The 17,333-nt window shown below is 62.5% G+C and carries 17 protein-coding genes and 2 pseudogenes; 7 read left to right on the top strand and 12 right to left on the bottom strand.

What is annotated here, in order from left to right:
• Window positions 1–75: 75 nt before the first annotated feature.
• Complete coding sequence (locus tag NBH21_RS19175; protein ID WP_250912898.1) at window positions 76–798, top strand: response regulator transcription factor; 723 nt, start codon at window positions 76–78, stop codon at window positions 796–798.
• Window positions 799–855: 57 nt separating this feature from the next.
• Here NBH21_RS19175 and NBH21_RS19170 read toward each other — a convergent pair whose 3' ends face one another.
• Window positions 856–1,704, bottom strand: a complete 849-nt coding sequence (locus NBH21_RS19170; protein WP_250912899.1) for a MipA/OmpV family protein — start codon at window positions 1,702–1,704, stop codon at window positions 856–858.
• A 301-nt stretch (window positions 1,705–2,005) separates the two neighbouring features.
• Here NBH21_RS19170 and NBH21_RS19165 point away from each other — a divergent pair, with 301 nt between their 5' ends.
• Window positions 2,006–3,364 carry an ATP-binding protein gene (locus NBH21_RS19165; RefSeq protein ID WP_250912900.1) on the top strand — a complete coding sequence of 453 codons (1,359 nt, stop codon included), beginning with the start codon at window positions 2,006–2,008 and terminating at the stop codon, window positions 3,362–3,364.
• A gap of 96 nt (window positions 3,365–3,460) precedes the next feature.
• Here the strand turns inward: NBH21_RS19165 and NBH21_RS19160 are convergent, their stop codons facing one another.
• Window positions 3,461–3,907 carry an Rrf2 family transcriptional regulator gene (locus NBH21_RS19160; protein WP_250912901.1) on the bottom strand — a complete coding sequence of 149 codons (447 nt, stop codon included), beginning with the start codon at window positions 3,905–3,907 and terminating at the stop codon, window positions 3,461–3,463.
• A 117-nt stretch (window positions 3,908–4,024) separates the two neighbouring features.
• Here NBH21_RS19160 and NBH21_RS19155 point away from each other — a divergent pair, with 117 nt between their 5' ends.
• Window positions 4,025–4,741 carry a class I SAM-dependent methyltransferase gene (locus tag NBH21_RS19155; RefSeq protein ID WP_250912902.1) on the top strand — a complete coding sequence of 239 codons (717 nt, stop codon included), beginning with the start codon at window positions 4,025–4,027 and terminating at the stop codon, window positions 4,739–4,741.
• Between the two features lie 158 nt (window positions 4,742–4,899).
• Window positions 4,900–5,259, top strand: a complete 360-nt coding sequence (locus tag NBH21_RS26280) for a hypothetical protein (RefSeq protein WP_425340446.1) — start codon at window positions 4,900–4,902, stop codon at window positions 5,257–5,259.
• Between the two features lie 27 nt (window positions 5,260–5,286).
• Here the strand turns inward: NBH21_RS26280 and NBH21_RS19150 are convergent.
• Window positions 5,287–5,673, bottom strand: a pseudogene (locus NBH21_RS19150) (alcohol dehydrogenase catalytic domain-containing protein); the annotation flags it as partial.
• A 400-nt stretch (window positions 5,674–6,073) separates the two neighbouring features.
• Between NBH21_RS19150 and NBH21_RS19145 the strand changes: the two are divergent.
• Window positions 6,074–6,682, top strand: a pseudogene (locus NBH21_RS19145) (GTP-binding protein); the annotation flags it as partial.
• 143 nt (window positions 6,683–6,825) lie between these two features.
• On the opposite strand, the gene NBH21_RS19140 reads toward NBH21_RS19145, so the two are convergent.
• Entirely contained in the window at window positions 6,826–7,215 is a 390-nt protein-coding gene (locus NBH21_RS19140; RefSeq protein WP_250912903.1) for a cupin domain-containing protein, read from the bottom strand.
• 183 nt (window positions 7,216–7,398) lie between these two features.
• On the opposite strand from NBH21_RS19140, the gene NBH21_RS19135 reads away from it, so the two are divergent.
• Window positions 7,399–7,944 carry a chloramphenicol phosphotransferase CPT family protein gene (locus NBH21_RS19135; RefSeq protein ID WP_250912904.1) on the top strand — a complete coding sequence of 182 codons (546 nt, stop codon included), beginning with the start codon at window positions 7,399–7,401 and terminating at the stop codon, window positions 7,942–7,944.
• Window positions 7,945–8,101: 157 nt separating this feature from the next.
• On the opposite strand, the gene NBH21_RS19130 is transcribed toward NBH21_RS19135, so the two are convergent.
• Window positions 8,102–9,454, bottom strand: coding sequence for a cytosine deaminase (locus NBH21_RS19130; RefSeq protein WP_250912905.1), 1,353 nt, complete (start codon window positions 9,452–9,454; stop codon window positions 8,102–8,104).
• Window positions 9,455–9,585: 131 nt separating this feature from the next.
• On the opposite strand from NBH21_RS19130, the gene NBH21_RS19125 reads away from it, so the two are divergent.
• Window positions 9,586–9,777 (top strand): hypothetical protein, encoded by a 192-nt coding sequence (locus NBH21_RS19125; protein ID WP_250912906.1) that lies wholly within the window; start codon window positions 9,586–9,588, stop codon window positions 9,775–9,777.
• A 101-nt stretch (window positions 9,778–9,878) separates the two neighbouring features.
• On the opposite strand, the gene NBH21_RS19120 is transcribed toward NBH21_RS19125, so the two are convergent.
• The 7 genes from NBH21_RS19120 to NBH21_RS19090 form a co-directional block, all read right to left on the bottom strand.
• Complete coding sequence (locus NBH21_RS19120; RefSeq protein ID WP_250912907.1) at window positions 9,879–10,766, bottom strand: MurR/RpiR family transcriptional regulator; 888 nt, start codon at window positions 10,764–10,766, stop codon at window positions 9,879–9,881.
• A 49-nt stretch (window positions 10,767–10,815) separates the two neighbouring features.
• Window positions 10,816–11,883: an ABC transporter ATP-binding protein gene (locus NBH21_RS19115; RefSeq protein ID WP_250912908.1), complete on the bottom strand. Its 1,068-nt coding sequence runs from the start codon at window positions 11,881–11,883 to the stop codon at window positions 10,816–10,818.
• Window positions 11,880–12,629 (bottom strand): glycerophosphodiester phosphodiesterase family protein, encoded by a 750-nt coding sequence (locus NBH21_RS19110; RefSeq protein WP_250912909.1) that lies wholly within the window; start codon window positions 12,627–12,629, stop codon window positions 11,880–11,882. Before NBH21_RS19110 ends, NBH21_RS19115 begins: the two co-directional genes overlap by 4 nt.
• Window positions 12,630–12,647: 18 nt before the next feature.
• Entirely contained in the window at window positions 12,648–13,457 is an 810-nt protein-coding gene (locus NBH21_RS19105; RefSeq protein WP_250912910.1) for a carbohydrate ABC transporter permease, read from the bottom strand.
• Window positions 13,447–14,316 (bottom strand): carbohydrate ABC transporter permease, encoded by an 870-nt coding sequence (locus tag NBH21_RS19100; protein ID WP_250912911.1) that lies wholly within the window; start codon window positions 14,314–14,316, stop codon window positions 13,447–13,449. Before NBH21_RS19100 ends, NBH21_RS19105 begins: the two co-directional genes overlap by 11 nt.
• Before the next feature lie 85 nt (window positions 14,317–14,401).
• Window positions 14,402–15,661 carry an ABC transporter substrate-binding protein gene (locus NBH21_RS19095; protein ID WP_250912912.1) on the bottom strand — a complete coding sequence of 420 codons (1,260 nt, stop codon included), beginning with the start codon at window positions 15,659–15,661 and terminating at the stop codon, window positions 14,402–14,404.
• Between the two features lie 381 nt (window positions 15,662–16,042).
• Window positions 16,043–17,329: an amidohydrolase family protein gene (locus NBH21_RS19090; RefSeq protein ID WP_250912913.1), complete on the bottom strand. Its 1,287-nt coding sequence runs from the start codon at window positions 17,327–17,329 to the stop codon at window positions 16,043–16,045.
• Window positions 17,330–17,333: the final 4 nt, after the last annotated feature.

The raw sequence follows: 17,333 nt of genomic DNA, 5'->3' as shown, positions 1-17,333 counted from the left end.
AACAAAACGTAACAAACCGAAACAATGGACGCTTTCGTGGAATGCATGCTGTAATGACAGTCGAGGGAGTCAGACATGCAGCCATCAGCGGCAAACGCACAGATATTGATCGTCGAGGACGATCCCGAAATCGGCAAGCTTCTTGCCATGACGATGCGGGAGAACGGCATGACACCGACGGTCGCCGAGGACGGTCATGTCATGCAATCGCTTCTGCGCAACAATAGCTTCGACCTGATTATTCTCGATGTCATGCTGCCCGGTGAGGATGGCCTGACGCTCTGCCGGAGAATTCGCGCCGAAAAGACCACCCCGATCATTCTGCTGACGGCGCTCGGCGAAGAGGTCGACAGGATCGTCGGTCTCGAAGTCGGCGCCGATGACTATGTCACCAAGCCGTTCAGTCCGAGGGAAGTCGTCGCCCGTGTGCGCAGCCTTCTGAGACGCGCCTCCTACGGCCTGGTTTCGACGGGCAGTCAGCGCAAACTGCGGTTTGACGGGTGGCAGATAGACCCGCTTCGTCGCCAGCTGCACGATCCAAGCAATGCCCGTGTCGCGCTCACCACCACCGAGTTCGATCTGCTTTTGGCCTTCTGCCGCAATCCGGGGCGGGTCATCACCCGCGAGGAACTGCTGACGCTCACCCATGCCGGACTTGCCGGACCGATCGAGCGCAGCATCGACGTCCATATCAGCCGTCTGCGCCAGAAGATCGAGGTCGACCCACGCGAGCCGGCGCTGCTGCAGACCGTCCGGCTTGGAGGCTACACGTTCACGGCGGCGGTCGAGGAGGTATGAACGAAAATGGCCGGGAGCGGGGCTCCCGGCCGTAGCGCAGTTCTGGCAGGCCGATCGTCAGAACTTGTATCCGAGGAAAAGTTGCGCGGATGGCTGGAGCTTCTCCTTGACGATCGGGCTGTCGGCGGCATTGCCGGTCAGGATGCCGAGGCCCGCCTGACCGCGGATCAGCCAGTTCTCGCTCAAGAGATAGGTCGCGGCGACGGAAACTTCGACGCGCTTGAGGCCTGCTTCGGCCTTGTACTGGGGCAAGCCCGACGCTGCGGACTGGGCCGCGTTCACGCCAAAATAGGCTTCCATGTGTTTGTCGTTTGCAAGAATGGCTTCCGCATTCGCCTCCAGAATGAGCCGTTCCGTCACCGGTGCCGAATATCCGATGCCGACCGTGCCGATGAGGCTCTCGCTTCCGCCGAGCGTCTGGTCGACGGCGGCATAGAATTCCACCGGCCCCCATTCATAGCTCGCCTTCGCCCCGAGCGTCGCGGCAAAGTCGATATCGCCCAAGCCGCGCAGGTCGGCATGATCGCTGTCATCCCGGCCGGATTCATAGCCGACATTGGCAGAGAGGGCGAAGTCTCCGTAGCGAAGGGGGGTCACGGTCACTCCGCTCGGGTCGATTTCGAGCCATTCGCCATAGGTGAACACCACGAAGGGCACGGGGCTGATCTTGAACTCATCGCTGCCCTCGTATTCCGGCTCGTATATCCCTCCTCCGCCGACAATAAGGCTCCAGTCGGGCTTCACAGGTTCGTTGGTCATGCGGGCGTTGTCGAATGCCATGTCCTGCGGCGGCTCTGGCTCGGAGGGATCTGCGGCAAACGCGCCTGCTGCCATTCCCGTTATGCCCAGGGCGGTAGAGAGCGCGAAGGACGAAACGCGCAGGTGGTTCTGTCGGACGAGAAACATGTTTGCTCCAGAATTGGGGTTATTCAGCCTGAGGTTGGGGTGGCCGACAGGCGAGAGGTTTGACACCACCAGTTTTCACAGGAGCGGCTTCTGCGGGGTGTCATTATGTTGCGGTTTGTTGCGCGGCTCTTGCCATGAGTGACGGCCGCGGGCGGGAGGGTGGACATGAAACGTAATATTTCCGACAAAGCCGATATGCTCTGCCTGTGCTAAAGCAGTACCACCAAAGGTGCGTCGCGGTTCTGCGTCCGGAATTGCAGAAAAGAAAGGGCTGATGCAGTTCCGCGGATCGGAGAACCGCGTGACAGCTCGGGGACAGTCGGATGGAGCCTTCATGAAAATGCGCCTGCTCTTCACCCTCAGGACGATCCACGCGCAGATTGCCGTGATTGTGGTTCTGGCGCTTCTGATCGTCGTCACGGCCGCTCCCATCGTCGAGCGCTGGCTCCGCGACGACTACCATACGCCCGACATCGAGCAACTTGCCGACCGGCTCCGCGCGGTGGCGGATATTCTGGCGGTCGCCACACCGACCGAGCGGGACACCATTGTCGAGGCCGCCCGGCATTCCGGCTGGGACATGACGCTCGAGCCGCTGTTGTTGAGCATGCAATTTGCCGGAGCCTCCGAAGGAGAGCGCCTCACCGACAGGATCGTCGAATGGCTCTTCCCGCCGGATGACTGGACAGTTCCGCTGGGAGGCTGGCGTACGTTTCTCGGCGACAGGCGCGTGGTTGCCATGCAGGTCGACGATACGTCGATGATTGTTTCGACCGTTGCGACCGACGACATCTTGCTGATTACCGATTTCATCGGCCAGGGAACCTATTATGTCGTGGCGATCCTCACGCTGGTGTTCCTTTTCTCCTCCTTCGCCATCTGGTCGATCCTGCTTCCGCTGCGGCGCATCGCGCATGCGGCTGGCAATGCGGACCTCAGCAACGACGCTCCGATTTTCGAGGAGCGCGGCAGCAGGGAGATCGTTGTCGTCGCGAAGGCGCTGAACAGCATGCACAACCGCATATCCGTGATGATGGAATCGCGGACCCGGATGCTGAGGGGGATCAGCCACGATCTGCGAACACCACTGACCCGGCTGAGGATGCGCGCGGAAAACTTGCCGGAAGGCGCCTCCCGGGATGCAATGCTGTCGGATATCGGTCGCATCGACGGCCTGCTCACCGAAAGCCTCGACTACCTTCGCGACAATCACCGCCAGGAGAGCATCGAGCGGACGGACATAGCCAGCCTGGTCCAGACCGTCTGCAATGAGTTCGCCGATGTCGGCTTCAATGTCGAGTACCGGGGCCCGAACCGGCTCACGGTCAATTGCCGACCGCTGGCCCTGACCCGGGCGATAACCAATCTCTGCGACAACGCCACGAAGTTCGGTCGTTCGGTTTCGGTCGAGCTCCAGCAGGAAAGCGACGGCGTGGCGATCGGCATATCGGACGATGGTCCGGGCATTTCCGGCCAGGACAAGGAGCGGGTTCTGGAGCCCTTTTTCAAGGCCGATGCCGCCCGGAACGGACCGAATGACGGCTTCGGGCTCGGCCTGCCGATCGTGGCCGAAATCGTTCAGGCCCATGGCGGTCGTCTGCAACTTCTGGACCGCCAGCCCCATGGGCTGCATGTTCGCCTGGAACTGCCCTTCAGCTAACAGAGGGCTGCATTGACCGGCCCTGGCGACCGCTTCTTCCGGCCGGACAATGCACCGGAAACTCTGACCGATCCGGTCCGGTTGGAAGGGTGCGGATCACAGGGTCTCGGTTCCGCAATCTTCCGGCGAAGCCCTTGAGTGCTGCGGCATCAGTTGATCCAAAGTGACCTGTCCAAACCGCTCCAGGAGCAGGCTTTCGGCGCGCAACATCGTATCGGAGAGAGCCGCATTCACGGTCTTCTCGATCATGCAATCCGGGTGCCTGCTACGAGAACCGATGGCAAAGAGCGTGGGCCGGTCGAGCGCTTCATAGACGGCAAGCAGCGAGATCTCTTTGAGGGGCCGGGCCAATCGCCAGCCGCCGCCATGCCCTTTGCCGGAGGTGACGTAGCCCGCTCTACGCAAACCGGCCATGGTCCTGCGAAACACCGCCGGATTGGTGCCCATGCTGACCGCCAGAACCTCCGAGGTCAACGGCGCCTCGACCTGCGCCAGATGCAGGAGCACATGCAGTACGTCCGATAACCTCGTGTCCTTATTCATCGCCTGCCTCCGCCGATGCGGTCTTCTCTCGTTAAATCCTGAAATCATGTAACAGTTGTTGATGCGTGACGCCAGAACATGTTATGCATCTTCATCTGATACATAAGAGGGCGCATCATGAATGGCAATCTCACCCCTTTCCTGGACCGGGCCTCCGTGAGCGCCTACGTTCGTGAAACGCCAGGCAAGGTGCCCGGTCTCGCAGACCTGCACAAAATGACGACGCTGCTTCTCGCGGAACAGGCGACCGATGCTGCGCATATGCTGGTTGTCGGCGCTGGCGGCGGGTTGGAGATACTGGAAATGGCGCGGGCACGACCGGCCTGGCGATTCACCGGCGTCGATCCGTCCCCGGCCATGTTGGAGATTGCCCGAGATACGACGTCGGCTTGCGGCGAGCGGGTAGATCTCATTCTCGGTACGGCCGTCGACGCTCCTTCCGGTCCCTTCGACGGAGCGGCCTGCCTTCTTACCTTGCATTTCCTCGACAAAGGCGAGCGGCTGCAAACCCTTCGGGAAATCCATGGGCGTCTGATGCCGGGCGGTGTCTTTGTCGCGGCCCATCACGCGAATGTCGATGGGCAGGCGGAAACCTGGCTGGCACGGTCTGCGGCTTTCGCCGGAGGCGTAAACCCGGATCCCCGAAAGGCCGCGGCATCTGGAAGGGCGATGGCAGAGCGGCTGCCGCTCCTCTCACCCGATGAGGAAGAAGAATGCTTTCGGCAGGCGGGTTTCCGGGAACCGGCGCTGTTTTATGCCGCCTTTTCGTTTCGCGGCTGGGTCATGACCGCTTCCGGTTCCATGACGCAGGCAACTGGAAAAGAGACCGGGTGATCGCCGATGGAGCTCTTCAACTTCGCCCTCGGCCCCTATCCGCAAAGGCTGAACATCTATCTGGCCGAGAAGCGGCCGAAAGATGTGGCCGTGACGATATACGAAGCGCCTGACAAATTCGTCGGCGTGCCCCCGCCCGAGGTCAAGACCCTCACCCCATGGGGTCTCTGCCGATCCTTCGGGATGCCGATGGCACAGTCATCGGACAGTCGCTGGCGATCCTCGAATACATCGAAGACCGTGTCCCGGAACCGGACATGCGCGGGAACACTCCGGCAGAGGGGCTCGGGTCCGCCCAGTCCTTGCTCGGACCGATATCTCGGTATCTCGCGGACAGGCCGCATCTCCAGTCTCTCCGCAGGCATCTCGTTCCTTCCTTGTCACCATCGACGGAAGGAACTTCACACAGGCAGAAAACCCAGGCGACATCCCTCCATAGGGGGCGGCATCATCTCGGAACGAGTGGGCGGCTATTTGTCGGAATTGGGGGCGGATTGCCTCGGAATTTGCAGCATTGAGGTCTTGGCGTTCATGTCAGAGGCCTCCGCGGCTTTACGCATGGTGAGGTTCTTGGGCTTTGGCGCGAGCAGGTCGGCATCGACGGAGACGAAGGTCGCAAGAGAACCTTGGAGACCGCCCACGCCACCTGTCATTCCGAAAACTTCGTCCTGAGGCTTGAATGCCGTCACCCCCGAACCGACCGCTTCCACGACCCCGGCGACGTCCATTCCAAGAATGGCGGGCAGGGGATGCCTCGCGTGTGGAGCCTGGCCGCTTCTGATCTTCAGATCGAGCGGGTTGACGCTACTGGCCTTGACACGGACGAGGACCTCTCCTGCCGCGGGAGTCGGGCAAGCCATGATGGTGCGGACGAAATCGGAGTTGGCTTCCTGAGGGACGAGTGCGTCCACGGTGATTGGGGTGGTCTTCATCTGCGTACCCCTTATGCGGTGTATCGGCGATTATCCGACGACGTACGGAAGACGGCAGGCAGATGCGTTTTCTGGCCAGTGAATCGTGGTGAATTCTTGTGACAGCGCGCACAAACGGCGCACTGCGAACGCACTCAAATCAGGCCCTCGCAGAGAGGAAAGCCCTGGCAGCGACCATGTCTGCGGTCTCAAAACCCTCGGTAAAACGCTCGTATACCATATGCGGCAACGACGATCGCGTCGGCACAATGATGCACCGCTTCAACGTTTAACTCAGCAGGGATCAGATCGGAAAGCCGAAATTGGGTTCGCATGGCGCTGATTCTCCACTGGAAACCAAACTAGTTGAACTCAAAACATCATCGCGAATGAGTCAGACCCCCGTTACGACGCCGATTGACAGCCCAATCCATTCCTGGCCACCGTCGGCCTGCGTATCGAGCCCAGATCCGAAGGGGCAGGCAATGCATTTGCTTTGGAAGCCGATGTCGGGCAGATGCCGGCGAGCTTTTACTGTGCCGTCGAGGCAGCGGTGTCGGAAACGCTCAAGGCATGTCTCTACGGCTGGCAGGTGATCGATTGCCATGTGGCGGTCACCGCGCTGAAGCATAGTTCGCCTTCGAGCACGGTAGTCGATTTTCGATCCCTGACGCCGCTTGTTCTGGCTTGCGCTCTTGTCGCTGCAGACACGGTCGTCTGTGAACCGTTCGAGCGATTTCAGATCGAGGTTCCGCTTGCCGTGCTTCCGGCACTGCATGTGCTTTTGTCGAAATCGGGTGGCGCGGCGCGGGCAACCGAGATCGATAGCGGTGTCGCTCGGCTGGAAGGAGTGTTTCCTTCAACCAAGATACAAAACATCCGCCAGCAAGTGCCGGGGCTTTCCAGTGGTGCAGGCGTCATGGAAACCGTCTTCGATCATCGTGCTCCGCTGGCGGGAACGCCGCCAATTCGGCGCCGTATGAGTACCAATCCGTTCGACCGTCCGGAATACCTTGCACGACTACGGTGAGGCGCGACTGGTGGCTGGCAATCCGATAGCCACAAATGAGGGAGGCATCGATAAACGGTGCCTCCTTTGTATCAACTGAACTCAGCTATCAGAGACTTTCTGTCCGCTTCGGGCCAAACCCCGCCGTGATGCAGACGTAGCGGTTACGACTGCGCCATCTCAAGCCCGTTCGGCAACGAAATCCAGATGACGGTTTGTGCCTCGGGGGAGTGGCGCGACAGGTGGCCCTTGCCGTGGGTGTCCTCCACCAGCACGAAGCTGCCCGCCTGAACGTGGCGGATCTCTCCGTCGCTCGTTTCGTAGTCGACCGAGCCATCCAGCCTGACCGTCAGCACGGGCTCCGGCACCGTGTGCCAGGCAACTTCGCGCATGCCTGCGGGGATGTGAGTGAGGCGGACACGGGATGCCGGATAGCTGGCCGTAACATCGAACGGCACGGCGTCGGGATGCACTGAAAGCGATGTGGTAGGCAGTTCGACTTCATCGAAGTGCGATTCACCATCCGGGGTTGCATAGATGCGCAGGCACTTCATCGCTGCTGTCTCCTTCGGCTTCGCGAACGGGGGCAGAGCATGCGTATCATGCGGGTTCCGGCGACGCCACCGGTCCGGTGCGAAAGTCAGTGTGGCCGGATACAACGTCAGCCGGATTGCGCAATTACAGGTCTTGTCGCGCAACATGATTGCCGCAGGCACTCTCGAACTTAGGAGAACTCTATGGCTCGCATAATTTTCTTACACGGAGCGTCGAGTAGCGGTAAGTCCACCATTGCCAGAAGACTTCAGGCTCGTATCGAAGAGCCGTTCTGGCACATCTCGATCGATCACCTGCGTGACGCTGGCGTGCTTCCGACAGAGCGTTTCAGGAGCGGCGATTTCCGATGGACAGACTGCCGATCCGCCTTTTTTGACGGATTTCACGGCTCACTGAAAGCCTATGCGGACGCAGGCAACAACCTCATTCTTGAACATATTCTCGATAGAGAGGGGTGGCTGGAAGAGCTTGTTGATCTATTGGCAGGTCATGACGTCTTCTTCGTCGCGATACATTGCCCGCTGGACGTCTTGATTGAACGCGAAACCGCGCGTGGGGACCGACCGCTTGGCAGCGCCAAGCGGGATTTCGAGACGATACATATCGGCAAGACGTATGAGATTGAATTGCAATCGGAGGACGGCGTTGAGGAAAACGTGGAAACGCTGCTCCGCGCGTGGAGAGGTAGTCGTCGATCTTCAAGTTTTGTCGGTTCAGCCACCGATTGAAGTCTGCTTTGGGCCGAACTGGGACCACATCGTCAGATGCCTGGATGTCCGCTCTTGCCATTCGGCGCCCCAACATCGGACAGTCCACTCCCGGCCCCACAAGCGTCATCCACCCAACCCAACGTCCGCTCCAGCCGCAAAGCCCCCCACCCTACATTCACCCCTCCAGCCCCCTATACGACGGCACAGCCCGGTTGGCCAAGACGCCTTTGCGCAGGATGGTGCGGTCGGAGTGGGGGCGGGCGATGACCTGGTCGAGCGTCCAGGCTTCCAGCACCATCAGGTCGGCAGGGCGGCCGGAGCGGATCGCGCCGGCTTCAATGCCCATGATCGCGGCGGGCCAGGGACCGGCATAGGCTGTGGCGTCGGCATAGGGGTGGTCGAGTTGAAGGATGCGCACCGATTGCCGCCATGTGTCGAGCATGTCGTGATCGCCGTAAGCGTAGAAGGGATCGCGGCAGTTGTCGCCGGCGGTCGCGACGCGGATGCCGGCGGCGGAAAGTTCCTTGACCGGGGCCACACCCCGCCAGCGCGGGGTCAGCCCTGCCTCACGGCCCTGCAGATACATGTTCACGGCCGGCAGGGTGATGATCGAAAGCCCGGCATCGGCGATCAGCGCGATCCGTTCGCTGAGCACGTCTTCGGGCAAAAGCGCCAGCGAGCAGCAGTGGCCGCAGGTCACGCGCCCCTCATAGCCATGCCGGATCGTCGCCCGCGCCACATGCGGCAGGGCGTCGGCGCTTGCGGCTTCGTCGACATGCAGGTCGATGTCGAGGCCGCGTTCCTTGGCCAGCGTCAACAGGCGGTCGAGCAGAAGGTCGATGTCCTCCAGCGCAGCGCCATGGGTGCCGCCGGAGGCGCGGGTAACGCCGCCCATCAGCCCGCCATGTTCAGCGACAATATCGGCAAGACGCGCGCCATGGGCGGTGCCATAGGCATCGATCGGCACCAGACCCACCGCCTGCAGGGTGATCCGGTCCCGCCAGCGGCTGCGCATTTCGGAAAAAGCCTCCCAGGTGGTTTCGGCCTGTCCCTCATGGCTGTCGAGATGGGTGCGGATCGCCGCGACGCCATGGGCGTCAGCCGTCGCAAGGCCGAATTCCATGCGCCGCAGGATGTCGTCGCGGGTCCAGTGGGCGAGACGGTCGGCGGTCGTCGCCGCCCGCGCGCCGGGATGCGTGCCGCCGGATTCGGGCGCACGGCCTAGAATATGCGCCTTATCGAGATGGGCATGGGCATCGACCAGCAGCGGCCAGACATGGCGACCCTCCAGTTCGACCACCGGATCGCCGGTTTCCGTGGAGACGCCGGTCCCGCTTGCCATCACGCGGGTCACAACACCGGCCTCGACGACGATGTCCACCATCGCAGCCCCGTCGCGGTCGATGCCTGCGCTTTCGGGCGCTCCTTCGCCAAGCAGGCTCACGGGAACCCGCGCACCGGCCAGAACGATGCGTGGATACCGTTGCAGCTGGCGCGCGAGATAAGTCGGGAAATCGATGTCGCTCATGATCCGTCCTGTAAAGGCAAGTCGAGGCAGCGCCGGGAGGCGGCGGGGGAGATTTGTCGGTGCTGACGCGCCCGTTTCCGCGTCGTGACATGTGACGACATGCGCGAGGGGGAGCGGCCTGCCGCCTATTCATGGGACAGCAATCATCGGCTGGCAAGGAAGAGCAGCGGCGAGCGGCGGGAGAAACGGTCTTTTCAGACGGGTTCCACGAAGGGCAGGCGCCGCAGGCTGTATCGGTCCGCAAGATCGGACCGTTTTCGACCGGAGCGTTCCGGCAGGCGGGTGCAGCGGTTCTGCGTCAGGAGCCGAGCCTGACCGAATAATGGAGCATGGAAGGCGTGTCCGTTTCCGCCGGAAATGCTCCGCCGCGATGCACAGGTTCAAGGACGCCGGAGCGTCCTTTGCGGATGCGGATGGGCCGCGACTACAACAGCGCCTTCGACAGCCCGCTATCGGCGCGAAAGGCCCTGAATTCGTTGAGCGAGCGCAGCGATCGGCCCTCATCGATGGCGGCGAGATCGAGGATGACGGCGTTGGCGATGGTCATCGGCACTACCAGCGACTGGGATTCGCCGGGATCGCCGCGCGAAACGAGGATCTGGAAATCGGGCGCCGGATCGATGCGGGCACCCTGAAGATCGGTCACGGCAAGCGTTTTTGCCCCGCGCGCCGCGGCAATCGCCCGCACCTCCTGCACGACCGGCGCCGCCCGACGAAAGGCCAGAAACCAGACGACATCCTGCGGCGATAGCGTCGAAAGCGCTTCGGGCAACTGGTGCATCTGGCTGCCGAGATCGACGGAATCGTAACCCGATCGCTTGAGGCGCAGGGCTATCAGCGAGGAAAGCGCCGCGAAGTGGCCCCGGCCGAGGATGAAGACCCGGCGGCAATCGCGCAGGCTCTGCGAAAATGCCCTGATATTGCCGTCGGACACCGTATTGCGCACCTGCTCCAGCGCGGCGATCTCGCTGTCGAGTACGGAGGAGAGCAGCCCACCTTCCTCTGCGCGAACGAGACGAGCGGCCATGCGGGCCGCAGGGCTTTCGAAATCGCCGACGCCGTCGATCAGGTTGGATTGCAGGAAGGAACGAAACTCGGGATAGCCCTTGAAGCCGAGGCGGCGAGCGAGCCGCACGGCAGACGCCGGATGCACGCCGGCGCGCGAGGAAACCGCCGTGCCGTTCTCCATCGCAGCGCGCACAGGATCCTGCATCAGAACGCCGAGCAACCGGGTGTCGGCCTCGGTCAGCCGGGTCGAATTGCGGCTGATGAGATCGCCCAGCGCCTGCGGAACTTCATCTTGTCTGTCCATGGTTTCCCGTATGCCTGATTTCCTGCGTGATTAAAGATGTTTGCGTGTTTCAGCCTGCGTTTGCGCCAGCATGCGCGGTCGGTTCGCCCGGTGCAAGTTCGATGCGGTTCTCGCTCTTGTCGTCGAAATAAAGTGCCCGGCTGAAATCGCAGACGGCCCACAATCTTTCGGTATTCTGCGGCATCGTCTCGCGCGGGCAGGTCAGCGTCAGGCGGCCGGCATCGCTGTCGCAATGCAGGATGATGTCGGAACCGGTCATCTCGGAAAGCAGAAGCCGCATGGGCAGCGCCGGCCCCGCGGGCTCTTGCGCCTGCACCGCGATATGTTCGGGGCGAAAACCGATGGTCACGTCCTGCCGGCCCCGCCATCCGGGCATCTTGGCCGCCGGCAGGAAGTTCATCGCCGGCACGCCGAGGAAGCCCGCGACGAAGCGGTTGGCGGGACGGTCATAGATCGCCTCGGGCGTATCGAACTGCTGGAGATGGCCGCCCTTCATCACCGCGATACGGTCGGCCAGCGACAGCGCCTCGGTCTGGTCGTGGGTGACGTAGACGATGGTCGCTCCGAGCGCCCGGTGCAGTTCCTTGATCTCGGTGCGCATGGCGACGCGCAGCGCATTGTCGAGGTTCGACAGCGGTTCATCCATCAGGAAGGTCGAGGTGTTGCGGGCCATGGCGCGGCCCATCGCCACGCGCTGCCGCTGGCCGCCCGAAAGCGCGCCGGGCTTGCGGTCGAGATAGGCTTCGAGCTGCAGCGTCTTCGCCACGCTTTCGGCCCGCGCATTGCGCTCCGCCTTCGGCATGCCGCGCAGTTCGAGCCCGAAGGCGATGTTCTGGCGCACCGTCATGTGCGGATAGAGCGCGTAGTTCTGGAAGATCATGGCAATGTCGCGATCCTGCGGCGCCAGATCGTTCGCCCGCCTGCCGTCGATCTCGATCTCGCCCCCGTCGATGCGCTCCAGCCCGGCGATGAGCCGCAGCAGCGTGGACTTGCCGCAGCCGGAGGGGCCGACGATGACGACGAATTCGCCGGGGCGGATGTCCATCGAAACGCCGTGCAGGATCTGCGGCCCGCCGGCATAGGACTTCCGGATGGCGCGAAGGGAAATGCCGCTCATCGGTGGGTCTCCCGGTTTTTCTCGTTGCGAATGGCGATGGCGAGGCTCGGCCGGTCGGTGGTGAAGACCTTGACCCCGAGCGAAAGCGCCTTTTCGATCTGCGGCGCGGTGTGGGCGGCCCAGCAGCCGAAATCGAGGCCGGCGGCCCGGATCTCCGCCATCAGCCCTGTGTCGGCCGTGTCGATATGAACGCCGATTTCGGGGATGCGATGGGCGCGGGCAAGCTCGATCACCGCCGAAACGCCGAGCTGCCTGAGCACCGGCGGGCTAACCAGCCAGAGCCTCGGTCGGTCCGTTGCGGCCGTGATCTGGTCCAGCGCCTCGATCAGGAAGGACGAGAAGGTGGTGCGCTCCAGCATGCCGTGGCGGGCAAGGGTCTCGACCACGCTCGGCACGAAATCGCGGTAGGGGCGGCCATCGGCCCCCGGCTTGATTTCGCAGCGGAAATCGACCCGGCTTTTCGAGAAGATGGCGCAGAGTTCGTCGAGCGTAAGAGGATGGCCGCCCTCGCCGTAATTGATGGTGGCGGCGCGCACCTCCGATACCGTCAGGCTGGCGATGGCCCCGGTGCGGTCCGTGGTGGCGTCGAGCGTGGCGTCGTGATGCACGATGATGGCGCCGTCGGCGGTCGGGTGTACATCGAATTCCACCTCCTCCAGCGCCATGATCGCGGTTGCCGAAAAGCCGCGGGGCGTGCTGTCGCCGAATTCGAGCGTTCCGCCGCGATGGGATGCGATATGTGTCATTTTCTGTTCCATGTTGAATTACTTGACCGCGCCCATGGTGATGCCGCGCACCAGATGCCGCTCGACCAGCAGGAAGCCCAGAAGCACGGGCAGGATGGTGATGGTCGATGCGGCCATGACCAGCGGCCAGTCGATCAGGCCTTCGCCGGGATTGGTGCGGTAGAGCCGCGCCAGACCGATCTGCAGCGTGAAGAGGTCCTCCTTGCCGACGGCGACCAGCGGCCAGATGTAGTTGTTCCACTCGGTGAGGAAGATGTAGAGCCCCATCGAGAAGATGGCGGGCTTCGAGATGGGCACGATGATCCGCCAGAGCACCTGCAATGGTGTGGCGCCGTCCATATAGGCGGCCTCGTCCAACGCCTTCGGAATGCCCTTGATATATTGCCGCAGGAAGAAGGCGGCGAAACCATTGGAGATCGCCGGCAGGACCAGCCCCGCATAGGTGTCGAGCAGCCCCGCCTTGGCAAGCGTCAGGTAGTTGGGAATGAGGCTGATATGGCTCGGGATCATCAGCGTCGCGACAGTTGCACCGAACAGCAGGTTGCCGCCGCGAAACTCGAAGCGGGCAAAGGCGAAGGCGGCCATGGTGGCAACCGTCAGCCCCAGTATCGTCACCAGCCCGGAGACAAGGATGCTGTTCAGCAAGTAACGGGCAAAGTTATACTGACCGACCGCGCGGGCGTAATTGCCGAGCGTGAACTCCACCGTGCCGGTGTAATAGGCGTGCGCCGTCTGGAACGACATCCAGATCGAATAGAGCACCGGCACGAGGAAAATCGTCCCGGCAGCCAGCGCAAGCAGGGTGAGGAGGCGGTTTTCAGGCTTCATAATGCACCTTCCTGCCGACGACGAAGGACTTGACCAGCGCCAGCACGATGAGAAGGACGAAGAGCAGCACGGCAAGCGCCGAGCCCTGGCCGATGTCGAACAGCACGAAGCCGACGCGGTAGAGCATATTGACCAGCATGTCGGTCGCGCCCGCCGGTCCGCCATGGGTCATGACATTGACGATGGTGAAGACCTGGAAAGCCTCGATCACCGAGATCACCATGAGGAAATAGGTGGTGGGCATGACCAGCGGCACGGTGACCCGGCGGAACACGTGGAACCGGCGGCCGCCATCGACGGCGGCTGCATCGTAAAGTTCCTGCGGCACGGCCTGCAGGCCGGCGATGTAGATGACGATATCGTAGCCGAGCTGCTTCCACGTATTGACCGCGATCAGCACCCAGAGCGCCAGCGACGGATCCTGCAGCCACGGCACCTTGCCGAGACCGAGCTTTACCAGCAGCGCATTGACCATGCCGTAATCGGTGGCGAACACCCAGGAGAAGACCACCGCGATGGAAACGGTAGAGGTGACCGAAGGCAGGAACAGCGCGCCGCGCAGCAGCCGCGAGGGCAGTGTTTCGCGCACCAGATAGCTGGCGATGGCAAGCGCCAGAGCGAGCCTCAGCGGCACGGAGAGCACCGCAAACAGCGCAGTCACCTTCAGCGCGTTCCAGAAATCGCGCGAGGAGAGGAGCGCCCGGTAATTGTCGAGCCCGACGAAGGGCATGTCCGGCGACAGGAAATCCCAGTGGCGGAAGCTCAGGTTGAGGCTCGACACGATGGGGATATAGGTGAACACCGCGATGAAGGCGATCAGCGGGCCGACGAACAGATAGGGTGTGAGGGTGCGAAGCATGGGAGCCCAGATCGAGCGGAAGAAAGGGTGAAGGACCGGCCGGCGCCCGAAGGCAGACCACCGGTCCCGCTGTTTCAGCAGAGGCTTATTCGCCGGTGCGTTCCGCTTCCTTGCGGGTCTGCGCGGCGAAGTCCTTCATGGTTTCGGTCGCGTCGCGCTGGCCGAAGGCCATGGCTTCCCACATCTTGTATTCGGTGGTGCGCATCCAGGTGACGACGGGGGCGCGCGAACGGCCATGGGCGAATTCGAGCTGCTTGATGGCGACGTCGATGCCCGGCTGGGTGGCCAGAGCTTCGACTGCGACCGGCAGGGCGGCGCTCTTCCTGTTGATCGGCAGATAGCCGGTTTCGGCAAACCAGATGGCGTTGGCCTCAGGCGAGGCGGCGTAGCTCACGAACTTGTAGGCCGCGTCCTGAACCGCCTTCTCGGAGGTGGAGAGAATGCCGATGCCGGCGCCGCCAATCGGAACCGAGCAGGTCTTGTTGCAGGGCATCGGGCGCGTTTCGAGCTTGTCGCCGAGCGCCTTCTTTGCGCCGCCGTAATTGCCGGTCGAGTTCAGCATGATGCCGACCTTGCCGGCGAGGAATGCGTCACGGCCATTGTCTTCCTCGGTCACGCCATCGGGCGAGGAGACCTTTTCCTTGTGCACCAGCGAGGCCATCCACTGATAGGCTTCGATGGTGTTGGGGCTGTCGAGCAGCACCTCGTTGGTCTTGGGGTCCATCAGCTCGCTGTCATTGGCCATGACGAGGCCCCAGCGGGCAAACTGGCCGGGAGCGGCGATGCCGCTGATGCCTTCCGAACCGAGCTTCTGGGTGATCGTCTTCGACGCGGCCATGATGTCGTCGAAGGTCTTCAGCGCGGGCTCGCCCTCGATGCCGGCGCGCTTGAAGATGTCGCTGTTATAGTAAAGGACCGGGGTCGAGGAGTTGAAGGGCACGATATAGTTCTTGCCCTTGTAGACGCCGACTTCGCGGGCGTAATCGTAGAGCTCGTCCTTCAGCGGATCGGCGTCGAAATAGGGGGTGAGGTCGGTCAGCACGCCGCGGTCGGCGAAAAGGCCGTAGCGGGTCACCTCGAGAATGACCGCGTCGGGCGCGCGCCTGGCCGGAATGGCGGCCTGCAGCTTGGCGACGATGTCGTTATAGTTGCCGATGAACTCGGCCTGGACATCGATATCCGGATTGGCCGCCTCGAAACCGGCGATGATCTTGTCCAGCGCCTCGCCGTTGCCCTTGTTGAAGCTGTGCCAGAACTTCACCACCGTCGCGGCTTCAGCCGAAGCGACCGTGGCCAGAAGGGCGATGAGGCTGGCGCCGGCCAGTTTTTGCAATTTATGTGACATGAATATTTTCCTTTGCAAAAGAAATTGCATACCGCTCGTCATCCTCTAGACCCGTTGCACGACAGTTTCGTGAAGCTGCGGGCAAGTTTTGATGACGTTTGCCGGAGACGGTGGTAGAGACTCCGACAGCGCCTGCAATTCTCGTTGCAGAATGAAAAACGGGGCGCCCGCAATTGCGAGGCGCCCCGTATCTCCTGCAAAGGTTTTGGCTGGGAGAAGGCCCATCCTTCCGTCATGCCGGACCTGTTCCGGCATCCAGCGGCGCGATGTCCATCGCGCGGAAGAGTCTCTTGCGATCAGAGACCTGATCGCTCTGGATCCCGGCTCAGGGCCGGGATGACGACAGCGGTTGTTCCGTCAGGCCGGAACCATCTACACCAATCACCGCGCCGTCGGATTGCGGCCCGCGTCGAGGCTGGCGGGGCGGCCGGGCAGCGAGAGTTCGGCAACCTTCGGCGCGGTACGGGCAATCACCTTGCCACGACGCAGGACGGCGAGGCGGGCGGGTTTGAGGCGCAGGGCCTCCAGCACGTCCTCGGCCTGCAGCACGACGAGGTCGGCATTACAGCCGACGGCAAGGCCATAGCCTTCGATGCCGAGCGCCTTCGCCGAATTTACCGTCAGTGCCTCGAAGATCTTCTTCTTGTCCTCGACGCCCGACATCTGCGCCACATGGATCGCCATGTGGCCGACTTCCAGCATGTCGCCGGAGCCCATGGAGTACCAGGGGTCCATCACGCAGTCATGGCCGAAGGCGACATTGATGCCGGCGGCCATCAGCTCGCGCACGCGGGTCATGCCGCGGCGCTTCGGATAGGTGTCGTGGCGGCCTTGCAGCATGATGTTGATCAGCGGGTTGGGAATGGCGTTGATTTCCGCTTCCGCCATCAGCGGAATGAGCTTGGAAACGTAGTAATTGTCCATCGAGTGCATCGATGTCAGGTGCGAGCCGGCGACGCGGCCCTGCAGCCCGAAGCGGATGGTCTCGGCGGCCAGCGTCTCGATGTGGCGCGACAACGGATCGTCGGTCTCGTCGCAATGCATGTCGACCGGCAGGCCGCGCTCGGCGGCGATGCGGCAGAGCGCCTCGACCGAGGCCGCACCCTCCTGCATGGTCCGCTCGAAATGCGGAATGCCGCCGACCACGTCGACGCCCATGTCGAGCGCGCGCTCCAACGATTTCACCCCGTCCGCCGCGCGGTAATAGCCATCCTGCGGGAAGGCGACGAGCTGCAGGTCGATATAGGGCGCGATCTTCTCCTTCACCTCCAGCATGGCCTCGACGGTGACGAGGCGCGGATCGGAGGTGTCGACATGGGTGCGGATATGCAGGAGGCCCTGCGATACCGCGAGATCGCAATAGGCGAGCGCCCGCTCGACCAGAGCTTGCCTCGTCAGGAGCGGCCGCAGCTCGCCCCAGAGCGCGATGCCTTCGAGCAGCGTGCCGGAAACATTCATGCGCGGCAGGCCGAGCGACAGCGTGGCGTCCATGTGGAAATGCGGATCGACGAAGGGCGAGGTCACGAGGCGGTGGCTTGCGTCGATGGTCTCGCCCGCTTCACCGGCAAGATTTGCCTGGATGGCCGCGATCCTGCCGTCCTTGATACCGATGTCGATGCCCTTGCGGCCGTCGGGCAGGTTGGCATTGCGGATGATGAGATCGAACATGGTC

It is taken from the genome of Ciceribacter sichuanensis (assembly GCF_024055605.1).
Taxonomy (GTDB): Bacteria; Pseudomonadota; Alphaproteobacteria; order Rhizobiales; family Rhizobiaceae; genus Allorhizobium; species Allorhizobium sichuanense.
This window is presented reverse-complemented; position numbering and strand designations above follow the sequence as displayed.